This window comes from Collinsella intestinalis (genome assembly GCF_902364775.2).
Taxonomy (GTDB): Bacteria; Actinomycetota; Coriobacteriia; order Coriobacteriales; family Coriobacteriaceae; genus Collinsella.
The window spans coordinates 237,717-255,766 of sequence record NZ_CABJEU020000001.1 but is presented as its reverse complement, the minus strand read 5'-3'; the positions used below and the strand labels follow the sequence as shown (position 1 = coordinate 255,766).

Sequence of the window (18,050 nt, the reverse complement as noted above, 5' to 3'; positions counted from 1 at the left end):
ATCCAATATCCCCCCAAACGCTTCCAGAGAATTCACAATCACAGCTTGCACCTCCCTATTCAACTGCATAAACACCTGCTGTCGATATTCCAACGACCGTTTCCACTTGCCTCTTACGGCAGCTCCCGACCGGCAAAGACGACGGGAAGGGGCTCTGTCGAGCCCTTTCCCGTCTCGATGGCACAATCAACGTAAATGTCACCGCTGCCATCTCACAGCGCGTATGCACTGCGAACGGTCAACACCTGCACTTTGCACATGCACACATCGCACGGCCAGCTTGCGCGATACCGTTAATGCGCGTGCCTCACGCGTATCGCATCGGACACGATCCCCTTGCTCATGAAATACGTGACCATGAAGTAGCCGCCATAACACAACAGGAAGATCGCACAGGTTGCAGCTACCGTCATGCCGATCGAAATACCGCCGAACAGCGCCACGATCTCGATGACAACGTGCAGCGCCACCATCGAATGTGCGACGCCCATAATCAGCGGGAACACAAAGAACACCGCCTGCTGCGCCAACATCGAACGCACGATTTCGTGACGAGAAGTACCCAGCTCGGAAAGGATGCGGCAGTTCTTACCGGAATCGGCGACGCTCGAAAGCTGCTGGATGGTGAGGATGGCTGCACAGGCAATGACCAGGACAAATCCGATATAGATCGCCAGATAGCTGATCAAGCCGTTCATCGTGTTCGTGCCCTCGTAATTCTGGATGCGCGTCATCTCCATGCCCCACAAACCGACCTCGCGGCCATTCGCGTCGCACAGGTCCGGCGCCCACCCGCGGTCGGCGCGCACGTAGCCCTCGGTCTCCTCGTACGTGAGGCCTTCGCGATAATCGCCCAGAAGGTAGCTCGCGTACAGGGGCAGGTTCGCGCGCTCAGCAACCGCATCGGGGACGATGATCGTGCCGGAATTGCTGCCCATGCTCGAATCGGCGAACGTGCTGGCATCCTCATCGACCTCTTTGGCCCTTGGGTGCAACGTCACATCGCCAAACGGAATGGCAACGTCCTCGCGCATGGCCGCGTCGTACACCTTGTTCACCGTCTCGCCCATATCGGACGTGAGCAGGTACCCATCCGAACCCAAATCAACCTCGCCCAGCCCGCGGAACGCGCGGTAACGGTTGTAGTCGCTCTCCTTCATGACCTGCAGGCCCATAACGTTTGAATTCGCGCTCCCGGTACCGACCGGCAGCGGCATGTCGACCGCCTCGCACAGCTGATTGAGCGTGACGAGGGGCTCGCTTCCCCCTCGAGGCGTGGAATCGTACCCCTCGACCTGCACGCGCTTGCCGAGGATGCCATCGAGGTCGAACGCCTCCTCGTTGGCAAGGCCGGGGTTCACACGGTCGCCCTTGCTCAGCTCCACAATGTCGAACGGTTCCTCCGCGATCCCCATGGGACGATCGGAATCGTAGCTGTTCTCCAGCGTTCTCTCGCCGTAGTAAATCACGATGCGCGAGTAATCCGCGGGGTTGTTGCGCTCCACGCTCGTGTTCATGACATTGGCGATGGACATACCACCTGTGACGCTCGTGATCGCGAGGAACAGAATCATCGAGATCATGGCCATGGAGAAGCTGACCGTGTTCACCTTGGCAGAGAGCTGGCGCAGTGTGAACATGTTGAGCCCGCGCCAATACAGACCCTTCGCGCCCTGAAGCATCTTGAGCAGGAAACCCGAAAGCCCGAAGAAGAACAGGATCGTTCCCGCCACCACGATACCCGTCGTGAGCGCGAACTGGTTCATGGCCGCGTCCATCTCGGCGGCGGGCGCATCCACCGGAAGGCCGTCGCGCAGCAGGCGGTAGTACGCAACGCCGATCAAGATCACGCCCAGCACGAATACCACAGCAGACAGCATCGGGCTACGAGTCTTGATGGCCTCGTTCTGACGACCGGCGCTCATGAGGTCGATGATGCTCGTCCGACCCACCACGAGCAGGTTGAAGGCAAGCGTCACCAGGAAGATAACGAACAGGCACCCCACCGTGAGCGTGAACGCCTGCATGGAGAAGAAGAAATGGAAGTTCGCGATCTGCGTCTTGAAAATCGACGCCGTGAAGAACGTCATGAGCTGGGAGACCCCGACGCCGAACAAAATGCCCAGCACGAGCGCCGCACCGGAAACGATGGCCGTCTCGAGGGCCATGACGCGGGCCACCTGTCCGCGACTCATGCCGAGCACCTGGTAGAGGCCGAACTCCTTCTTGCGGCGCTTCATGATGAAGCCGTTCGCATACACCATCAAAAAGCCCATGACGGCGGCGAGGAAGAGCGTCAGCCCCGAGAAGATGCCGCCGAGCAACTGGGACAGCGCCTCTTCCATGGAAACGAAATCGACCTGAATGGATATGGTGTTGAACGCATAGAACACCGATACGGCAAGTGTGAGCGTGAGGAGATAGACCAGGTAGTCCTTGCCCGCACGGCGCACATTGCCCCAAGCGAGCTTACAGAGCATCGGAGCCCTCCCCTCCCATCATGGCGACGACCTCCATGATGCGGTCGAAGAACTCGCGCCTCGGGCTGTCTCCGCGGCGAAGCTCGGTGAAAATGCGGCCGTCGCGGATGAACAGGACGCGGTTGGTATAGCTCGCGGCGAAGCTGTCGTGCGTGACCATGAGGACGGTCGCCTGGTACTGGCGGTTCATGGCCTCGATGCTCTCGAGCAGCAGGCGGGCGTTCTTGGAATCGAGGGCGCCGGTGGGCTCATCGGCCAAGATGATGGCCGGGTCGGTCACCAGGGCGCGGGCAGCGGCCACGCGCTGCTGCTGGCCGCCGGACATCTGATACGGATACTTGTCGAGCACCCCGGCAATATCCAAGCGCTGCGCGACCTGCTCCACCCGGGCAAGCGTCTCCTTGGCGGGAACGCGGGCGATGGTGAGCGGGAGCGCGATGTTCTCGCGGGCCGTCAGCGTATCGAGCAAATTGGAGTTCTGGAAAATGAAACCCAGCTGCTCGCGACGGAAACGCGTGAGCTTGGCGTGCTTCATGCGCGTGACGTCGGCGCCGTTGATGACCACGTTGCCGCTCGTCACGGTATCGATGGTGGACACGCAGTTGAGCAGGGTGGACTTGCCAGATCCCGAGGCACCCATGATGCCCACGAACTCGCCCTTGTCCACCGCAAAGGACACATCGGCCAACGCGCGCGTCACGTTGTTGCGGCTGCCGTACACCTTCTCGACGTGATTGACCTCGAGCACGGGCACGCCCGCTCGCACGGCGGCACCGCCGGCGGCGCTCACGCCCGGGACCTGGGGATCCGCCATATGGGCGCCGTTCTTACCAAATGCCATCTCAATCATTCCTTTCACAAGCTCTCGATGCGAGGCGAACTTATCGGCCGACCATGGCGAGCAGCGCGAGCATAACGCCCGCGAGCACCGCCATCACGCACAGCCATACGGTCATCTCGACCTGGGACATGCTCGCGTTGACCATCGCCGCGTCACCCTGAACGAGCTCGGGAGCGAACTGCGTGTTCATGGATTTCATCGTAATCTCCTTTTCTCGCTGCGCCACGCGGCACCTCGCTTCTTCGACCCCTATACTGGCAGGGCGCCCCATTGGCAACCATCGATTTGACTTACGAGCCGGTTGCATTGTTGTAAGGTTGCCCGTACGGCGCGCGACGATTACGAGAAGACGAGGTGGCAGCATGAAGACCGTCCGTGTGGCAGCTGGGATCATCCAGCGCGACAACGAGGTCCTGGCCGTGCAGCGCGGCTACGGCGAGATGGACGGGCTGTGGGAATTCCCCGGAGGCAAGATTGACACAAGCGAGACCCCCGAGGAGGCCTGCCGACGCGAGCTGCTCGAAGAACTGAACGTGCGCATCACGAGCCTGCAGGACTTCTATACGCTCGAATACGATTACCCCGACTTCCACCTCTCCATGAACTGCTTCCTGTGCCACCTGGACGAGGAGAGCGGCGAGCCCGCGCGCAACGATCGCCAGCGCGATATGCGCTGGGTGCACAAGAGCTCGTTGGCGACCCTCGAATGGATGCCCGCCGACATCGAGCTCGTCAACATGCTCGTGCGCATGGGCGAGGAAAAGGAGCAGGCGCTGGTGAAGCGCCGCGCAGCCGTGCGCAAGTCCATGCAGGGCAACAAGCGCCGCGACACCAAGCCCGAGCTCCTCGTGCGGCAGCGTCTGAGGGCGGCCGGCCTCACCGGTTACCGGCTCGACTGGGCCAAAGCACCAGGCCGGCCCGACATCGCCTTCCCCGGGCGCAAGATCGCCATCTTCGTCAACGGGTGTTACTGGCACCGTTGCCCACACTGCAACCCCAGCATGCCGAGCAAGAACGTCGAGTTTTGGGAGGCAAAGTTCCGTCGCAACGTCGAGCGGGACGCCCGCGCCCTCGCCGAGCTCGAAGAGCTGGGATGGTGCGCCATCACCATATGGGAATGCGAGCTCAAGCGCGACCGTATCGACGAAACCATGGCCCGCGTGATCGAAACGGTGCGCCCGATCCAAGCCCTCACCGAGTAAGGAGCCCCATGCATATCGGAATGTTTCAAGCCGAGGAATTCGGCGACCTGCAGCGTCTGGTGGACGGTCTGTTCACGGGGCGCGAGACGATCGATCGCCTCGACCTCATCGTCCAGGCCGAGATCTTGGACCTTGCACCCGACCTGCTCGAGATCGTGAACCTCGTGCCGCCGGGAACCTACGATCGCACTCGCCTGTGCGACCAGATCAACTCCGCGCTCGCCGCCCACGGCTGGGGCGCCACGTACGGCACGGTGGAATAGACGCCCCGAACAAAGCATGAGGCCTCAATGTAGGGCCTCAATGTAGGGACAGTCCCCAAATTGAGGCGCCCGCTATCCCCAGCATCGCCTGCTATTCCCAGCATCACCCGCGATCTCCAACATAAAAAAGGGGCGAGTCTCCCCGCCCCTCTCGTTATTTCGCGTGGCCTCATCCGCCGCACCGCTGCCAGGGCCACACCTCAATTTAGGGACTGTCCCTAAATTGAGGTTTCGGGGTCCGCCTTCTTTTTGCACACCGCGCTCATAAACGCCATGCCAAGAACGGCCGCACTCACCGACCCAACCAGAATGGCGGCCTTCGCAGCCAGGACCTCGTACGGCTCAGCCGGGAAGGCCAGGCCGGCGATGAGGATGGACATCGTGAATCCGATACCGCCCAGAATGCCCACACCCAGGATATGAGCTCCCGTCACGTTCTTGGGCATGTCGGCGATACCGCTGCGTACCAGCAGGAACGTCACACCCACAATACCCAACGGCTTGCCCAGCAGCATGCCAAAGTACGTACCCATGGCAACGGGGTCGAGCGCGAGCTGGACCAAATCGACGCCGACGAGACGCACCTGCGCATTCACGAAGGCGAAGATCGGCAGGATGATGAAGTTCACAGGCGTGTGGATCATGCGCTCCAGGCGGACCAGCGGCGGGGACACGCGGTGCATCACGCGCTCGGCGCCAAAGGTGGCGCTGGTGAAGTCGTGCTGGTCGAGGATGTGCGCATCGTCATCGTAGCTGTCGACCATGTCGGGCATGTAGCCGCGCAGCCAATCGGTCAGGTTGTTCAGGCGAATCCCGGAACGCGCGGGGATGGCAAAGGCGAGGATCACGCCGGCCAGCGTGGCGTGCACGCCGGACTGGAACAGGCAGAACCACAGAACCAGGCCTCCAGCCATATACGGAGCAAGGCGGAAATGCTGCGTCTTGTTGAGCCAGAACAGCACGACCGTCACCACGACGGCGCACCCAAGCCAGAACAGATTGGGCGCGTGGCCGTAGAAGATCGCGATCGCCGCAATGGAAATCAAGTCGTCGGCAATGGCGAGCGTGGAAAAGAAGACGCGGACACCGGCCGGAACGCGATCGCCAAGCAGCGAGAGCACGCCCAGGGCGAACGCGATATCGGTCGCCATGGGAATCGCCCAGCCATGCATCGCGCCGCCCTTGTTGAACAGTGCGTAGATGATGGCGGGCATGACCACGCCGCCCACCGCGGCGAGCATGGGGAGCAGGGCCTGACGCGGACGACGCAACTCGCCGACGGTCATCTCGTACTTGAGCTCGATGCCCACAAGCAGGAAGAAAATCGCCATGAGGAAGTCGTTGACGAAGACCTCGACCGAAATCGCCACGGTGAACTCACCGATGCCCACGTGGATCGGCTCCATCAAGAAATGATGGATCGCCTCATAGGCATCCGTGTTCGCGCAGATCACGGCGGCGATGGCGGCAAGCACCATCACGGCGGCGGCAACGGTGCCGTTCTCAAAAATGCGCTCCCACGTGTCGTGGCGCTCGATGCGCTTCCTCTGCTTCTCGGTAAACAGCTGCTCGCGTGCGTCCATGGCGCTCCTTGTCTCTTCACTACGCGCATGCCAAGGCGCGCCCCTCGCGAGACGGCCCCATGCGCGCATGGGTACGAAAAAAGCGGCCGCACCACATGCGTGATACGAACCGCTTTTCTATCAAACACGTATGGTCCTATGGTACCCAACGGTTACGTGCGCCTAAAACGAGCGGAGGGTCGGCTACAGACCGAATCCAAAACTCGGCGACAAATGTAAGCGTTATGTTTACCGAGCCGTTAGTTGGCGGCCAGGATGGGTGCAGCGACCTGCTTCTTGCGGGAGAGCACGCCGGGCATCCACACGCCCTCGGCCACATCCTCGATCTCGAGGCCCTTCTGCGCGGTCGCGGTGTCGCCCTCGAGCAGGACCTGGGAGCCCTCCTCCATGATGTCGGTGATGCACAGCACGATGCCATCGGCGACCTTCTCGGCCTGGTAGGCGCGCATGGCCTCGCGGATCTCGCCGATCATTCCGAGCGCGCGGGACTTATCAACCGTCTCGTACTGACCGATGAGGAGCTTGGTGCCGGCGACCTCGAACATCTTGATGTCGTTGCCGACCATCTGCTCGGCGGTGAAAGAACCGGACGGACGGGTGAGGAAGACCTCCATGCCGAACTTGACCGGATCGACGCCGAGCTGCTCGCCGAGCTTGGCGGCGATGGCTGCGTCCACAGCGGTGGCGGTGGGGCTCTTGAGCATGAGGGTGTCGGTCATCATAGCGGAGAGCAGGAGCTTAGCCTGCGTATCCGTGGGCTCGACGCCCATGACCTCGAACAGCTTGGCCACGATGGAGCAAGAGGAGCCCCAGGGCAGCGCCACGATGTGCAGCGGGGCAGCGGTGGTGAAGTCGCCGAAGCGATGGTGGTCGACCACGCCGAAGATGGTGGCGTTCTCGAGGCCGGCGACGGACTGGCCGGGCTCGTTGTGGTCGGTGAGGATGACGAGCTGCGGCTCAGCGCCCTCCTCGGCGGGCTCGATGGCGTCGATCAGCGTCGGAGCGGGCACGCCGGCGTCCTCGAGGAGCTTGGCGGACTCGGCGGGCAGCGGGCCCAAGCAGCAGGCGGTATAGGTGTTGCCCTGGTACTCGAGCTGGTTGAGCAGCTGGGACAGGACGACGGTGGACATGATGGCGTCGTTGTCGGGGTTCTGGTGACCGAACACGAGGACGTTGGCCATGGGGTTCCTCCCTTGTTGCGAATACATAGATACAGCTATTGTAGCGCGCGAACGGCGCCGTGATGTCGTTGCAAGCGCGGTATCATACGTGCGGAATACGGACACCCCGCCCCCGCCTCGAGAGCTTGCCGCGGACGTGAAACCGCCATCGGGGGCATGCCCGCTCGCAAGTCCGCATCACGAGCGGCATCTTGTCGGCCGATTCTCCCGAATCCCGCCGCTCGTGATGCGGACTTCACCCTAAAGATTGGACCCCCATGCTCGCCGACTACCACGTGCACTCCGAATTCTCCGACGACTCCGTCTTTCCCGTGAACGACGTCTGCGCCCTCGCCATCGAGCGCGGCATCGACGAGATCTGCTTCACCGACCATGTGGACTTTGAGATCCGTCCCGACTGGGACGAGTACCGCGCCGACCCCAGCTGCGCACCTATCATCGAGGGGCAGCCGTCCATCAACGTAGATTACGAACGCTATTTCCCCACGATCGCCGAGGCTCGCGACCGTTTTGCGGGCGAGCTCACCGTGAAGACGGGCATGGAGTTCGGCGTGCAATCGCACACGATCGGGCGCTTCGACGAGCTGTTCGAGCGCTTTACCGGCGAATGGGACTTTACCATCCTGTCCATTCACCAGGTGGGCAACCAGGAATTCTGGAACGGCACGTTCCAGCAGGGCCGCACGCAGGACGAGTACAACATGGGGTATTACGAGGAGATGCTACGCGTGGTGCAGCGCTTCGACCATTGGTCGGTCCTCGGGCACCTCGACCTCATCAAGCGCTATGACCAGGCCGGCCCCTGGCCGGACGAGAATGCACGCGACATCGTGGCCGAGATCTTGGAGGACGCCATCCGCCGCGGCAAGGGCATCGAGCTCAACACGTCGTCCATCCGCTACGGACTCGCCGACCTCACCCCAAGCACCGAACTACTGCGCCTGTACCGCGACCTGGGCGGACGTATCCTCACGATCGGCAGCGACTCGCACAAGCCCGAGCACCTCGGCGCGCACATCCCCATGATGCGCGAGCGCCTGAAGGATATCGGATTCACCGAGTTCTGCACCTTCCAGGACATGGAGCCCATGTTCCACAGGCTGTAGCGCGGCCCATCCACGAAATCACACCCAGCATCTCGACCAACCCGCCCGGAGTCCTCATGGCGTCCCTCCTTCTTCCCGTCATCTACCTCACATTCATCTCACTCGGCCTCCCGGACTCGCTGCTGGGCACCGCATGGCCCGTCATGCACGTCGACCTTGGCGCGCCCGTGGCAGCGCAGAGCCTCATCTCGATCATCATCTCCTGCTGCACGATCGTTTCCTCGCTACTCACCGCGCGGCTTGTGCATCGTCTGGGCACTGGGCGCCTCACCGCGCTCTCCGTGGCGCTCACCGCCGCTGCCATCCTGGGCTTCTCAACCACGAACGCGTTTTGGCAGCTTTGCCTCATTGCAGTCCCATACGGCCTGGGAGCCGGCGCCATCGATGCGGCGCTCAACAACTACGTCGCACTCAACTACGGCGCGCGCCACATGAGCTGGTTGCACTGCTGCTGGGGTATCGGAGCGAGCGTCGGCCCACTCGTGATGGGCTGGGCGCTCGGCGAGCGCATGGGCTGGCCTGGCGGCTACCTCGCCATCGGCGCGGTGCAAGTCGCCATCACCGTGGTGCTGCTGCTCTCGATTCCCCTGTGGAAGCGGGCGGACAGCGCTGACTCCGCGGGCGAGGGCGAAAGCAAGAGCGGAGCCGAGGACGGGGAGAAGAACAGCACCCCCACGAATCGAGAGTTGCTCAATCTCCCGGGTGCTCGGGCGGCAATCGGCTCCTTCGGCACGTATTGCGCACTCGAGGGGTCCATCGGGCTTTGGATCGCCAGCTACCTCACCATGGCGCGCGGAATCGACGCTTCCACCGCGGCATCGATCGTGGCCCAGTTCTATCTCGGCATCACACTCGGGCGCCTCATCTCGGGCTTTATCGCCCAGTGGCTGACAAGCGAGAACCAGATCCGCCTTGGCCAGGCACTCGTTGCCGCCGGGTTGACCGGTCTCATCATGCTCGATGGTCCCCTCGCGGCCGGTGCCTGCGTCCTTGTTGCCGGACTCGGATGCGCGCCCATTTACCCCAGCATCGTGGCTCTCACGCCCAGACGCTTCGGCCAGCGCGCCTCCCAGGGACTGGTCAGCCTGCAGATGGCCTGCGCATACGCCGGTTCCATGCTCGTCCCGCCGATCTTTGGCCTGGTCGCAGGCGCGGGCGGATCGCCGCTCATTCCGTTCATGGCGCTCGCGCTCCTGGCGACAAACGTTTTTCTCGCCGAACGCGCCGCGAGATGCTGAGAGCTGCGCGCGGTCGGAGGCTGTGCGCAGTCGGAGGTCGCGCGCGAGCGAACGCCATGCTCGGCCGGAGGCCGCACGCGCCTGGACACCACGCGGCTGAAGGCTGTGCGCATCCGAACGCTGTGCACGATTGGAAGCCTTGCGTGCCCGAGCGCCACGCGCGCCTGGAGGCTGTGCACGATTGGAGCTTATGAACGATTCGCCGCACGTCGATTTTTGAGAGCAATTAAAACTGCAGCTCAGGGCATGTGCAAAAATGGAGCTTATGAATGAATCGTTCATAAGCTCCAAAACGTGACAAGAAAACCGTTCATAACCTCCAGCTGCTCGCAACCGCAATGGCAACGCGACTGCAGCCGAAGGCCTACACCTCGCGAGCAGCAGCTCGCAGGGCCACGTATGCCGCACCAAAGATGCCCGCATCATTGCCGAGCTCCGCGACCTCGATGGAGGTTCCACGGCTCACCCTGAACGCGCGGGCGGCGTACTTCTCGCGCAGGGAATCCAGGAACATATCGGCCGAAGCGGACGCGCCGCCGCCAAGCACGTAAACCTCGGGGTCCACAACGGCGGAGATAATCTGCAAACCGAGCGAGAGATAGTCCATGGTGACATCGATCGCGGCGAGCGCCGCCTCGTCACCCGCACGAGCCGCGTCGAAGACGGAACGCGAATCGCTCGGACCCACCAGCTCGACAGGCTCGACGCCGCCCTGCTCGCATACATGCAGGTAGTTGTTGACCACGCCGGAAGCCGAGGCGTACTGCTCCAGACATCCGCGCAGACCGCATCCGCACGCGCGCTCCTCGCCCGGGTTTACGCAGATGTGCCCGATCTCGCCACCGGCACCGAACGCGCCGTCGATGACATCTCCGTTCACCACCACGCCGCCGCCGAGGCCCGTTCCGATGGTCACCATGACCATGCTACGGTGCCCCTGCGCGCTGCCGCGCCAGACCTCACCCATCGCCGCCGCGTTCGCATCGTTCACATAGCGAACCAGCGCATGAGGGCAGCGCGCCTCGAGCGCCTCCTTGAGTGCCGGGGCGTCGATCTCGATGTTGGCCGCCATGGTGATCACACCGCTTGCGGGCACCGGACAAGGCACCGCCAAACCGATGCCTCGCACGAACAGCATGGGCTGCTGCACCGCGCCCATAAGCTGCTCGATGCCGCCAACCACGGCAGCGTAGCCCTCGTCGCATGCCAACGAGGGCGTGGGGACGCTCGTCTTGCCGAGCAGGTCGCCCTCCTCGTCGAACAAGCCGAGCTTGACGGAGGTGCCTCCGACGTCGACGCCGATGTAGTACTGCTTGTTCTCCGCCATGAGATCTCCTTTCACGCCCCCCAAACCGAACTGAGGCGACTGTATTGCTTCCGCTCTCGACTATACCTAGCATCGCGCGGCGTGCGCGCCACAACCCAGCAGACGGTCCTGAAACCTATTCGACGGCAGAGGAGCGGATGCCCGACACAGCAACGCCGACGACCATGCCCACCAGCGCCGGCACGACCCAATTCATGCCAAGGTCGGCGAAGGGCATCGCATCGAAGGGCAACCACGCGCCCGCGAAGAACGCATCGCGCAGAGCAGTGGCAACGCTCACCACGCCCGTGAAGCCCACAACCCACGGCCACACGCGGGGAACGAGGTCGCACCCTTTGTGCATCATCCCCATGAGCACGATCACGATCGCCACGGGATACAGCGCGTTCAACAACGGGACCGAGAACGCCAGAATCGCATCGAGGCCCACATTGGAAACGGCGCAGGAGAACACGGCGAAACCCAAGGCCCACATGCGATAGGGAACGCGCGGAAACGCCTCGGCGAAATACGTGCCGCAGCAGCTGATGAGGCCAATGCACACGTTCAGACAAGCGAGCAGGAAAATCGCAGCGACAACCACCGTTCCCATGGAGCCGAAGTGCAAGGTGGCCGAAGCCGTCAGGATCGCGGCGCCGTTAGTCGCATCCGGCATGGCTGGGGCCATATTCAGGCCCACCACGGCCAGGCCGCAGTAGATGAGACCCATGAGCAAACCGGCAAACACGCCTGCGCGCGAGACCTCGCGCGTGAGACCCGCATCATCGGTCACGCCGAGCTCGCGGATATTCGTCGCGATGATGATGCCGAAGGTGAGCGACGCAAGCAGGTCCATGGTCTGATAGCCCGTCTGAAAACCCGCCATGACCGCATGGCCCTCATACGCGTCGTGCGTCGCGCGGGCGGCGTCCACGGGATTGAGCAGCGCGGCGCACACCACGGCCACGATCAGCACGATAAGCGCGGGACCGGTGATGCGCCCCAGCAGCTTGGTGAGCGCACTGGGGTGCATGGCCAGCAGGTAGGCTACGGCAAAGAACGCCACCGAGAACACGAGGCGCGCCACTTCAAGCGAGATACCGGCGGGAAGCAGCGGCTGCAACATCTCAAAAGAGGTCGACGAGGTGCGCGGGATGGCCAAGCACGGTCCGATCGCGAGGTAGATGGCGGCGACGAACACGCTCGAGAACACCGGGTGCACACGCGAGGCGAGGTCGCGAATCGTACCGGCAAGGCCGACGGCGATGATGCCGAGCATGGGCAGGCCGATTCCGGTGACGAGAAAACCGATCATAGCGGGTACGACGGCGTCGCCCGCCTGCAGGCCGAGTAGGGGCGGGATAATGAGGTTGCCCGCCCCGAAGAACATAGAGAACAAGGTGACGCCCACGAACAGGGACTGCCGGGACGTGAGTTTTGCGCTCGTCATGTGCGCCTCCCTCCGGATCGTCGTTTCCGTAATGGGAGACACTGTATCAGAGTGGAGTGCCTATCCGCTAGACGAGTTTGACGATGGGGGCGAATCCCTTCATGAGCTTCTTCGTCTGGCCGGAACGCTCGAACTGGACCTCGATCATATCTCCGGCGGCGGAGATGACCGTACCGGGGCCGAACGTCTTGTGGCTCACGCGGTCGCCGGCGACGAACGTCGTGGCAGCGGCCTCAACATCCACCTTGCGCTCGACCGTTGCCGAGACGGCGCTCTTCTTGGGGCGCGGGGCGCCGGAGCCAAACGTTGCCGGCTTGCGCGATGCCGCCCCCCTATCGGAACCCGCCGTTCCCACACGGCCGGCATCCGGGCTGATAGCCGTACGGCGCTGCGTACCCGGCGTGGAGCGCGTGTAAGAACCGAACACGCGGCCACCGTACATGTCCGAGCCCTGACCCGAGCCAAAGGTTCCACGGCGGTCGCCGCGCTTCTCCCAGCCGGTGCCCTCGAACCCGGAAGAACCGATTCCGGAGAACTCGATGTTCTCGGCGGGAATCTCGTTCACAAAGCGCGAACGCGGGTTTGCCTGCGTGGAACCGTAGGTGCGGCGCGTGGCGGCGTAGGTGAGGAACAGACGCTTGCGTGCGCGCGTGATGGCAACGTAGGCCAGGCGGCGCTCCTCCTCCAGCTTTGCCGGGTCGTCGTCTGACCAGCCGGCGACGTGCGGGAAGATGCCCTCCTCCATGCCTGCCACGAACACCGCGGGGAACTCCAGGCCCTTGGCGGAGTGGACCGTCATCATGGTGATGGCGTGGCTCTCCCCCGCCAGGGCGTCCAGATCGCTACGCAGGGCCAGCCACTCGAGCAGGGCCGGCAGGGCCTTGCAGGCGAGCGGGCCGTACATGCGCTCGACCTCGACTGCGGCGAGAGCGGCGGCATTTGGAGCGGGGGCGGGCGCCATAGCGGGGCTCGCCAATGCATCGGACAGCGCGCTCGTGGCAGCGGTCATCGCGGCGCCCATCGGCATCGCGGTACCGGCAGGCGCGGGGACAGCCTCAGGCACGTCCGCCACGCCGGCGGCGCGCAGCTCCTCGAGGCTCTCGAGCGTGCCCTCGATGTCCTCGTGCGTCTCCTCGAATTCAGCGGCGACGCCCAGGAACTCCTGAATGTTCTCGGCTCGGGACTCGGCTTCCATGGTGCCCTCGGCGCGGAACGCCTGCACCAGGCCGCTCTTGTCCACGATCATCTCGACGACGTCCTTGAGCTCGCCGTCCATGCGGCGCCCCTCGCGCACGATGTTCACAAAGTCGCCGAGGGCATGACGCACCTTGGCGGAGAACATGCCCGTCTCGGCGATGGCGAGCTCGCATGCCTGGAAGAACGAGCAGGCATTCATGCGGGCCAGGTCCTCGATCTTGCCGATGGAGGTTGAGCCGATGCCGCGACGCGGGGTGTTGATGACGCGCTTGACGCTCATCTCGTCCGCAGGGTTCACGATCATCTTGAGATACGCCATGACATCGCGGATCTCGGCGCGGTCGAAGAATCGCGTGCCGCCCACGATCTTGTAGGGCACGCCGGCGCGCAGGAACATATCTTCCAAGATACGGGACTGCGCGTTCGTACGGTAGAAGACGGCCATGTCGTCATAGCTGGTACCGGAGGCACGCAGCTTCTCGATCTCGGAGGCGATCCAGCGCCCCTCGTCACGCTCGTCGCTCGCCTGATAGGCCTGGATCTTCTCGCCGTCGCCCAAATCGGTGAACAGGCGCTTCTCCTTGCGCTGCGAGTTGTTGCGCACCACGGCGTTGGCGGCGGCCAGAATATGGCCGGTCGAACGGTAATTCTGCTCGAGTTTGACCACCTTTGCCTGCTTGAAGTCCTTCTCGAAGTCGAGGATGTTCGAGATATCGGCGCCGCGCCACGAGTAAATCGACTGATCGTCGTCGCCCACGACCATGAGGTTCTGGTACTTGGCGGCGAGCAGGTTGGCGATCTCGTACTGGACATGGTTGGTGTCCTGGTACTCGTCGACGCTGATGTAGCGAAAGCGCTCCTGGTACTTCTCGAGCACCTCGGGGCGGGTGCGCAGCAGCTCGAGCGTGCGCACAAGCAGGTCGTCGAAGTCCATGGCGTTCGCAGCACGCAGACGGCGCTCCAGCTCCAGGTACACCTGGGCGGCCTTCTGCTCCTGCGGTGAGCTCGCTTTCTCGATGAACTCCTCCGGGCCGACCATGGCGTTTTTGGCCGTGGAGATCTTGGAGCGGATCATGTTGATGGGGTACTGCTTTTGCTCGATGCCCAGGTGGGTCATGATCTCGCGCACCATGCGGCGGGAATCGTCATCGTCGTAGATGGTGAACTGGCCGGTGTAGCCGAGCAGGTCGGCATCCTCGCGCAGCATACGCACGCACATGGCATGGAAGGTGCACACCCACATACCGCGCATGCCGCCGTCGGGCAGCATGGCGGAGAGGCGCTCGCGCATCTCGGCCGCGGCCTTGTTGGTGAACGTGATGGCGAGAATCTGCCAGGGGCGAATGCCCAGGTCGCCGATCATGCGGGCGATACGGAACGTGAGCACGCGCGTCTTGCCCGATCCAGCGCCGGCGAGCACGAGCAGCGGGCCCTCGGTGGTAAGGACCGCCTCGCGCTGGGCGGGATTGAGCGTGTCGATGTCGACGAGGGGACGCGCCGGGGCGGCGACGTTCGGGGTCGCCGCGTGCGCCGGGACGGCGGGAACGTGCGACGGGGCTGAGGCCGGGGCGGCGACGGGGGCCGCGGGCTCATAGTCCACGGGGATGTAATCGGCGGGGACCTCGACATGGTCGGGCGTCGCGCCATATGCGTCGAGCGGCACGAGGTCGGGCTCGGGGATCGGAACGGGAGCGGGGGCGTCCCAGAGGCCAGGCTGATTCGACATACACTCTCTCCAAAACACACGAGGGCCGGCACAAGGCCGGCCTTCAATTTGATCTCATTCAGTATACCGAGGCGTGCGGATAGAAACGCCCAAGGCGAGCGGATGAACCCCTTCTCCGCAAGAGGGACCACGCGCAGGCAATTTGCGGCCCGTGCAAAAATGCAGCTTATGAACGATTGGAGCTTATGAACGATTTTGATTTTGCCTCACGGTGCGGCCCATCAAAAGCCCAGGTAGAAAGCGTGCAAAATCGCAGCTTATGAACGAATCGTTCATAAGCTGCAAAAATTGCCAGCGAAATCGTGCATAAGTTCCAAGGGCCCTGCGCGTCCGTCGCAGGCCGCAGGCCGCAAGCCGCACGCCCGCCGCAGGCCGCGCGTCCGCCGCAGGTCGCAGGCCGCACGCCCGCCCCGTCGCGATCGCGCTCCCGTCACAGGCCGCAGCCCCCTGCCACCGCAGCGTGCTTACGCGCCGACGCGGGTCACGTCGTAGGGCGTGGTCTGATACACGTAGTAGTTGAGCCAGTTGGTGTAGAGCAACTGGGCCTGAGCGCGCCACGAGCACAGCGGCTCGCGTGTGGGATCGTCGTCGGGGAAATAGTTCACCGGCACATCCGGGTCGATTCCGGCACGCACGTCGCGCTCGTACTCAAGGCGCAGCGTGTCGGCGTCGTACTCGGGATGACCGAACACGAAGAAGCGGCGACTGTCCACGCTCTTCACCAGATAGAGACCGGCCTCATCGGATGTGGCAATGACCTCGAGCTCGGAGTGCGCGCGCACGGCGTCCTCATCCACGCCGGTATAGCGCGAGTGAACGGCAAAGAAGCGGTCGTCCAGACCGCGGACGAGCGGGGAACTCGGCTTTTCCAAACGATGCTCGTACACGCCGGAAAGCTTGGCGGGCAGCACATGCTTGTCGATGCCGTAATGATGGAAGAGCCCCGCCTGCGCGCCCCAGCAGATATGCAGCGTGGAGTGCACGTTGGTGGTGGACCAGTCCATGATGTCCACCAGCTCGTCCCAATAATCGACATCGGAGAAGTCGAGCTGCTCGACGGGCGCGCCCGTGATGATCAGCCCGTCGAAGCGCTCGTCGCGCACCTCATCGAACGTGCGGTAAAAGGTCTCCAGATGCTCATGGGAGACGTTCTTGGCCTCGTGGCTGCGCGTGCGCAGCAGCTCGACTTCGATCTGCAACGGCGTGTTCGAGAGTTTCCGCATGATCTGCGTCTCGGTTGCGATCTTGGTCGGCATAAGGTTCAAGATCAACACGCGCAGTGGACGGATGTCCTGATGCAGCGCGCGATACTCGGTCATGACAAAGATGTTCTCGCTCTCGAGCGCCGCGGTCGCGGGCAGGGCGTCGGGGATGCGGATGGGCATGGGGCCTCCTTTATCGCGGTCACCCCATGGTACGACAAACGGCGCCTACGCGACGAGCGGCATCATGGCGATGATCAACGCGAAGCCCGCAAGGTCGGTCGGCGAGAACACCACGCCGATCCACAGGGCGCTCAGCACCGTGGCGGAGATGGGCTCGACCGTGGAGAGCATCGCCGTCTTGAGCGAGCCGATCTCGCGCACGCCCTGCATGTAGAACAGATACGAGCACCAGGTGCCCAGGACCACGAGCGCGGCGAACACCACCCAGCACGACATGTCGAAAGTGGCGGCCGCCCGCCCCCAATCGGGCACGAAGGGCGCGGTGGCGAGACCCACCGTCAACATGGCCCAACCGTTGACCGCCGCGACGCCGTACCGGGCCAGGATGCGGCGGGGAAACACCGCCAGGCCCGCACCGCCGAGGGCGGCGAGCAGGCCGAATGCGAGACCCGCCGGGGGAAGCGCCATCCGAGAGGGGTCTCCGCCGGTGGTTATGAGGAACGTGCCGCCCAATGCCAGGACCATGCCGATGACCTCGCGCCGCTTGGGCGCACGGCGGCCGACCACGCACGCGACCGCCGCGACAGGCAGGAGCTGCAGGCTCTGCAGGACCGTTGCCGTGGCGGAATTGGTCGCCTGGATGGCCATGAGATAGGAGAACTGGTTGAGGAACAACCCACCGCCCGTAAAGAGCAGCAAGTCGCGCACGGCCGATTTGTCGCGCAGGAGCTCGATGGGCCGGCGATCGCCACGCGCGGCGGAGAGCATCAGGAACAAAATGCCCGCGAGGACCATGCGGACGCTCATCACCCACATGGGGTCGATACCGCTGGAGCGGAACAGATAGCTCACGGCCGTGCCGGAAAAACCCCACAGGGCCCCGCCCGTCAGGGCATACGCCATGCCGCGCAGGTTCATGTGATACGACCCGGCGCGCGATGCAGCGCCGGTGTGCGCCTCCGCCATCATCCATCCCTCCGTCTTCGGCAACAAAATCGTCAATCGCCACCCATCATGTCATATCGCCCATCTCATGCGAGCGCCGATATGCGCACTCCCCCTGCACTACACGCGATTCCCACTTTCCCGTGT

14 protein-coding genes are annotated in these 18,050 nt (G+C 63.5%); 4 read left to right on the top strand and 10 right to left on the bottom strand.

What is annotated here, in order from left to right; genetic code table 11:
- Nucleotides 1-293 precede the first annotated feature (293 nt).
- Genes FY258_RS01010 through FY258_RS01000 form a run of 3 tightly spaced genes read right to left on the bottom strand, consistent with a single transcriptional unit; the run spans nucleotide 294 to nucleotide 3,520 of the window.
- A complete protein-coding gene (locus FY258_RS01010) occupies nucleotides 294-2,480 on the bottom strand; it encodes an FtsX-like permease family protein (protein ID WP_118102463.1) in 2,187 nt (728 codons plus the stop codon).
- Entirely contained in the window at nucleotides 2,470-3,330 is an 861-nt protein-coding gene (locus FY258_RS01005; protein WP_310592055.1) for an ABC transporter ATP-binding protein, read from the bottom strand. Before FY258_RS01005 ends, FY258_RS01010 begins: the two co-directional genes overlap by 11 nt.
- 31 nt (nucleotides 3,331-3,361) lie before the next feature.
- A complete protein-coding gene (locus FY258_RS01000; RefSeq protein WP_259324391.1) occupies nucleotides 3,362-3,520 on the bottom strand; it encodes a hypothetical protein in 159 nt (52 codons plus the stop codon).
- 163 nt (nucleotides 3,521-3,683) lie between these two features.
- Here FY258_RS01000 and vsr point away from each other — a divergent pair, with 163 nt between their 5' ends.
- Nucleotides 3,684-4,523 carry a DNA mismatch endonuclease Vsr gene (gene vsr / locus FY258_RS00995; protein ID WP_118102461.1) on the top strand — a complete coding sequence of 280 codons (840 nt, stop codon included), beginning with the start codon at nucleotides 3,684-3,686 and terminating at the stop codon, nucleotides 4,521-4,523.
- 8 nt (nucleotides 4,524-4,531) lie between these two features.
- Nucleotides 4,532-4,786 (top strand): hypothetical protein, encoded by a 255-nt coding sequence (locus tag FY258_RS00990; protein ID WP_118102460.1) that lies wholly within the window; start codon nucleotides 4,532-4,534, stop codon nucleotides 4,784-4,786.
- A gap of 218 nt (nucleotides 4,787-5,004) precedes the next feature.
- On the opposite strand, the gene nhaA is transcribed toward FY258_RS00990, so the two are convergent.
- Both nhaA and FY258_RS00980 read right to left on the bottom strand, forming a co-directional pair.
- Nucleotides 5,005-6,369: a Na+/H+ antiporter NhaA gene (nhaA, locus tag FY258_RS00985; RefSeq protein ID WP_118102459.1), complete on the bottom strand. Its 1,365-nt coding sequence runs from the start codon at nucleotides 6,367-6,369 to the stop codon at nucleotides 5,005-5,007.
- A gap of 239 nt (nucleotides 6,370-6,608) precedes the next feature.
- The gene (locus tag FY258_RS00980) at nucleotides 6,609-7,550 is read right to left on the bottom strand and encodes a DHH family phosphoesterase (protein ID WP_118102458.1); all 942 of its coding nucleotides are present in this window, start codon (nucleotides 7,548-7,550) and stop codon (nucleotides 6,609-6,611) included.
- 257 nt (nucleotides 7,551-7,807) lie between these two features.
- On the opposite strand from FY258_RS00980, the gene FY258_RS00975 reads away from it, so the two are divergent.
- Both FY258_RS00975 and FY258_RS00970 read left to right on the top strand, forming a co-directional pair.
- Complete coding sequence (locus FY258_RS00975; protein ID WP_118102457.1) at nucleotides 7,808-8,656, top strand: histidinol-phosphatase HisJ family protein; 849 nt, start codon at nucleotides 7,808-7,810, stop codon at nucleotides 8,654-8,656.
- A gap of 56 nt (nucleotides 8,657-8,712) precedes the next feature.
- Nucleotides 8,713-9,894 carry an MFS transporter gene (locus FY258_RS00970; RefSeq protein ID WP_118102456.1) on the top strand — a complete coding sequence of 394 codons (1,182 nt, stop codon included), beginning with the start codon at nucleotides 8,713-8,715 and terminating at the stop codon, nucleotides 9,892-9,894.
- A 364-nt stretch (nucleotides 9,895-10,258) separates the two neighbouring features.
- Here the strand turns inward: FY258_RS00970 and FY258_RS00965 are convergent, their stop codons facing one another.
- The 5 genes from FY258_RS00965 to FY258_RS00945 form a co-directional block, all read right to left on the bottom strand.
- Nucleotides 10,259-11,221, bottom strand: a complete 963-nt coding sequence (locus tag FY258_RS00965; RefSeq protein WP_118102455.1) for an ROK family protein — start codon at nucleotides 11,219-11,221, stop codon at nucleotides 10,259-10,261.
- A gap of 115 nt (nucleotides 11,222-11,336) precedes the next feature.
- Nucleotides 11,337-12,650 carry a branched-chain amino acid transport system II carrier protein gene (gene brnQ, locus FY258_RS00960; RefSeq protein WP_118102454.1) on the bottom strand — a complete coding sequence of 438 codons (1,314 nt, stop codon included), beginning with the start codon at nucleotides 12,648-12,650 and terminating at the stop codon, nucleotides 11,337-11,339.
- A 67-nt stretch (nucleotides 12,651-12,717) separates the two neighbouring features.
- The gene (locus FY258_RS00955) at nucleotides 12,718-15,573 is read right to left on the bottom strand and encodes an ATP-dependent helicase (RefSeq protein ID WP_118102453.1); all 2,856 of its coding nucleotides are present in this window, start codon (nucleotides 15,571-15,573) and stop codon (nucleotides 12,718-12,720) included.
- A gap of 464 nt (nucleotides 15,574-16,037) precedes the next feature.
- The gene (gene metA / locus FY258_RS00950; protein ID WP_118102452.1) at nucleotides 16,038-16,958 is read right to left on the bottom strand and encodes a homoserine O-acetyltransferase MetA; all 921 of its coding nucleotides are present in this window, start codon (nucleotides 16,956-16,958) and stop codon (nucleotides 16,038-16,040) included.
- Between the two features lie 45 nt (nucleotides 16,959-17,003).
- Nucleotides 17,004-17,924: a DMT family transporter gene (locus FY258_RS00945; protein ID WP_259324390.1), complete on the bottom strand. Its 921-nt coding sequence runs from the start codon at nucleotides 17,922-17,924 to the stop codon at nucleotides 17,004-17,006.
- Between the last annotated feature and the right edge of the window lie 126 nt (nucleotides 17,925-18,050).

Bases quoted from the DNA above. Each gene is read 5' to 3' on its own strand.
- FY258_RS00945 (WP_259324390.1), bottom strand. From the start codon at position 17,924: ATGGCGGAGGCGCACACCGGCGCTGCATCGCGCGCCGGGTCGTATCAC.
- FY258_RS01005 (WP_310592055.1), bottom strand. From the start codon at position 3,330: ATGATTGAGATGGCATTTGGTAAGAACGGCGCCCATATGGCGGATCCC.
- FY258_RS00980 (WP_118102458.1), bottom strand. From the start codon at position 7,550: ATGGCCAACGTCCTCGTGTTCGGTCACCAGAACCCCGACAACGACGCC.
- FY258_RS00990 (WP_118102460.1), top strand. From the start codon at position 4,532: ATGCATATCGGAATGTTTCAAGCCGAGGAATTCGGCGACCTGCAGCGT.
- metA (WP_118102452.1), bottom strand. From the start codon at position 16,958: ATGCCCATCCGCATCCCCGACGCCCTGCCCGCGACCGCGGCGCTCGAG.
- FY258_RS00975 (WP_118102457.1), top strand. From the start codon at position 7,808: ATGCTCGCCGACTACCACGTGCACTCCGAATTCTCCGACGACTCCGTC.
- FY258_RS00965 (WP_118102455.1), bottom strand. From the start codon at position 11,221: ATGGCGGAGAACAAGCAGTACTACATCGGCGTCGACGTCGGAGGCACC.
- FY258_RS00955 (WP_118102453.1), bottom strand. From the start codon at position 15,573: ATGTCGAATCAGCCTGGCCTCTGGGACGCCCCCGCTCCCGTTCCGATC.
- nhaA (WP_118102459.1), bottom strand. From the start codon at position 6,369: ATGGACGCACGCGAGCAGCTGTTTACCGAGAAGCAGAGGAAGCGCATC.
- vsr (WP_118102461.1), top strand. From the start codon at position 3,684: ATGAAGACCGTCCGTGTGGCAGCTGGGATCATCCAGCGCGACAACGAG.
- FY258_RS01010 (WP_118102463.1), bottom strand. From the start codon at position 2,480: ATGCTCTGTAAGCTCGCTTGGGGCAATGTGCGCCGTGCGGGCAAGGAC.
- FY258_RS00970 (WP_118102456.1), top strand. From the start codon at position 8,713: ATGGCGTCCCTCCTTCTTCCCGTCATCTACCTCACATTCATCTCACTC.
- FY258_RS01000 (WP_259324391.1), bottom strand. From the start codon at position 3,520: ATGAAATCCATGAACACGCAGTTCGCTCCCGAGCTCGTTCAGGGTGAC.
- brnQ (WP_118102454.1), bottom strand. From the start codon at position 12,650: ATGACGAGCGCAAAACTCACGTCCCGGCAGTCCCTGTTCGTGGGCGTC.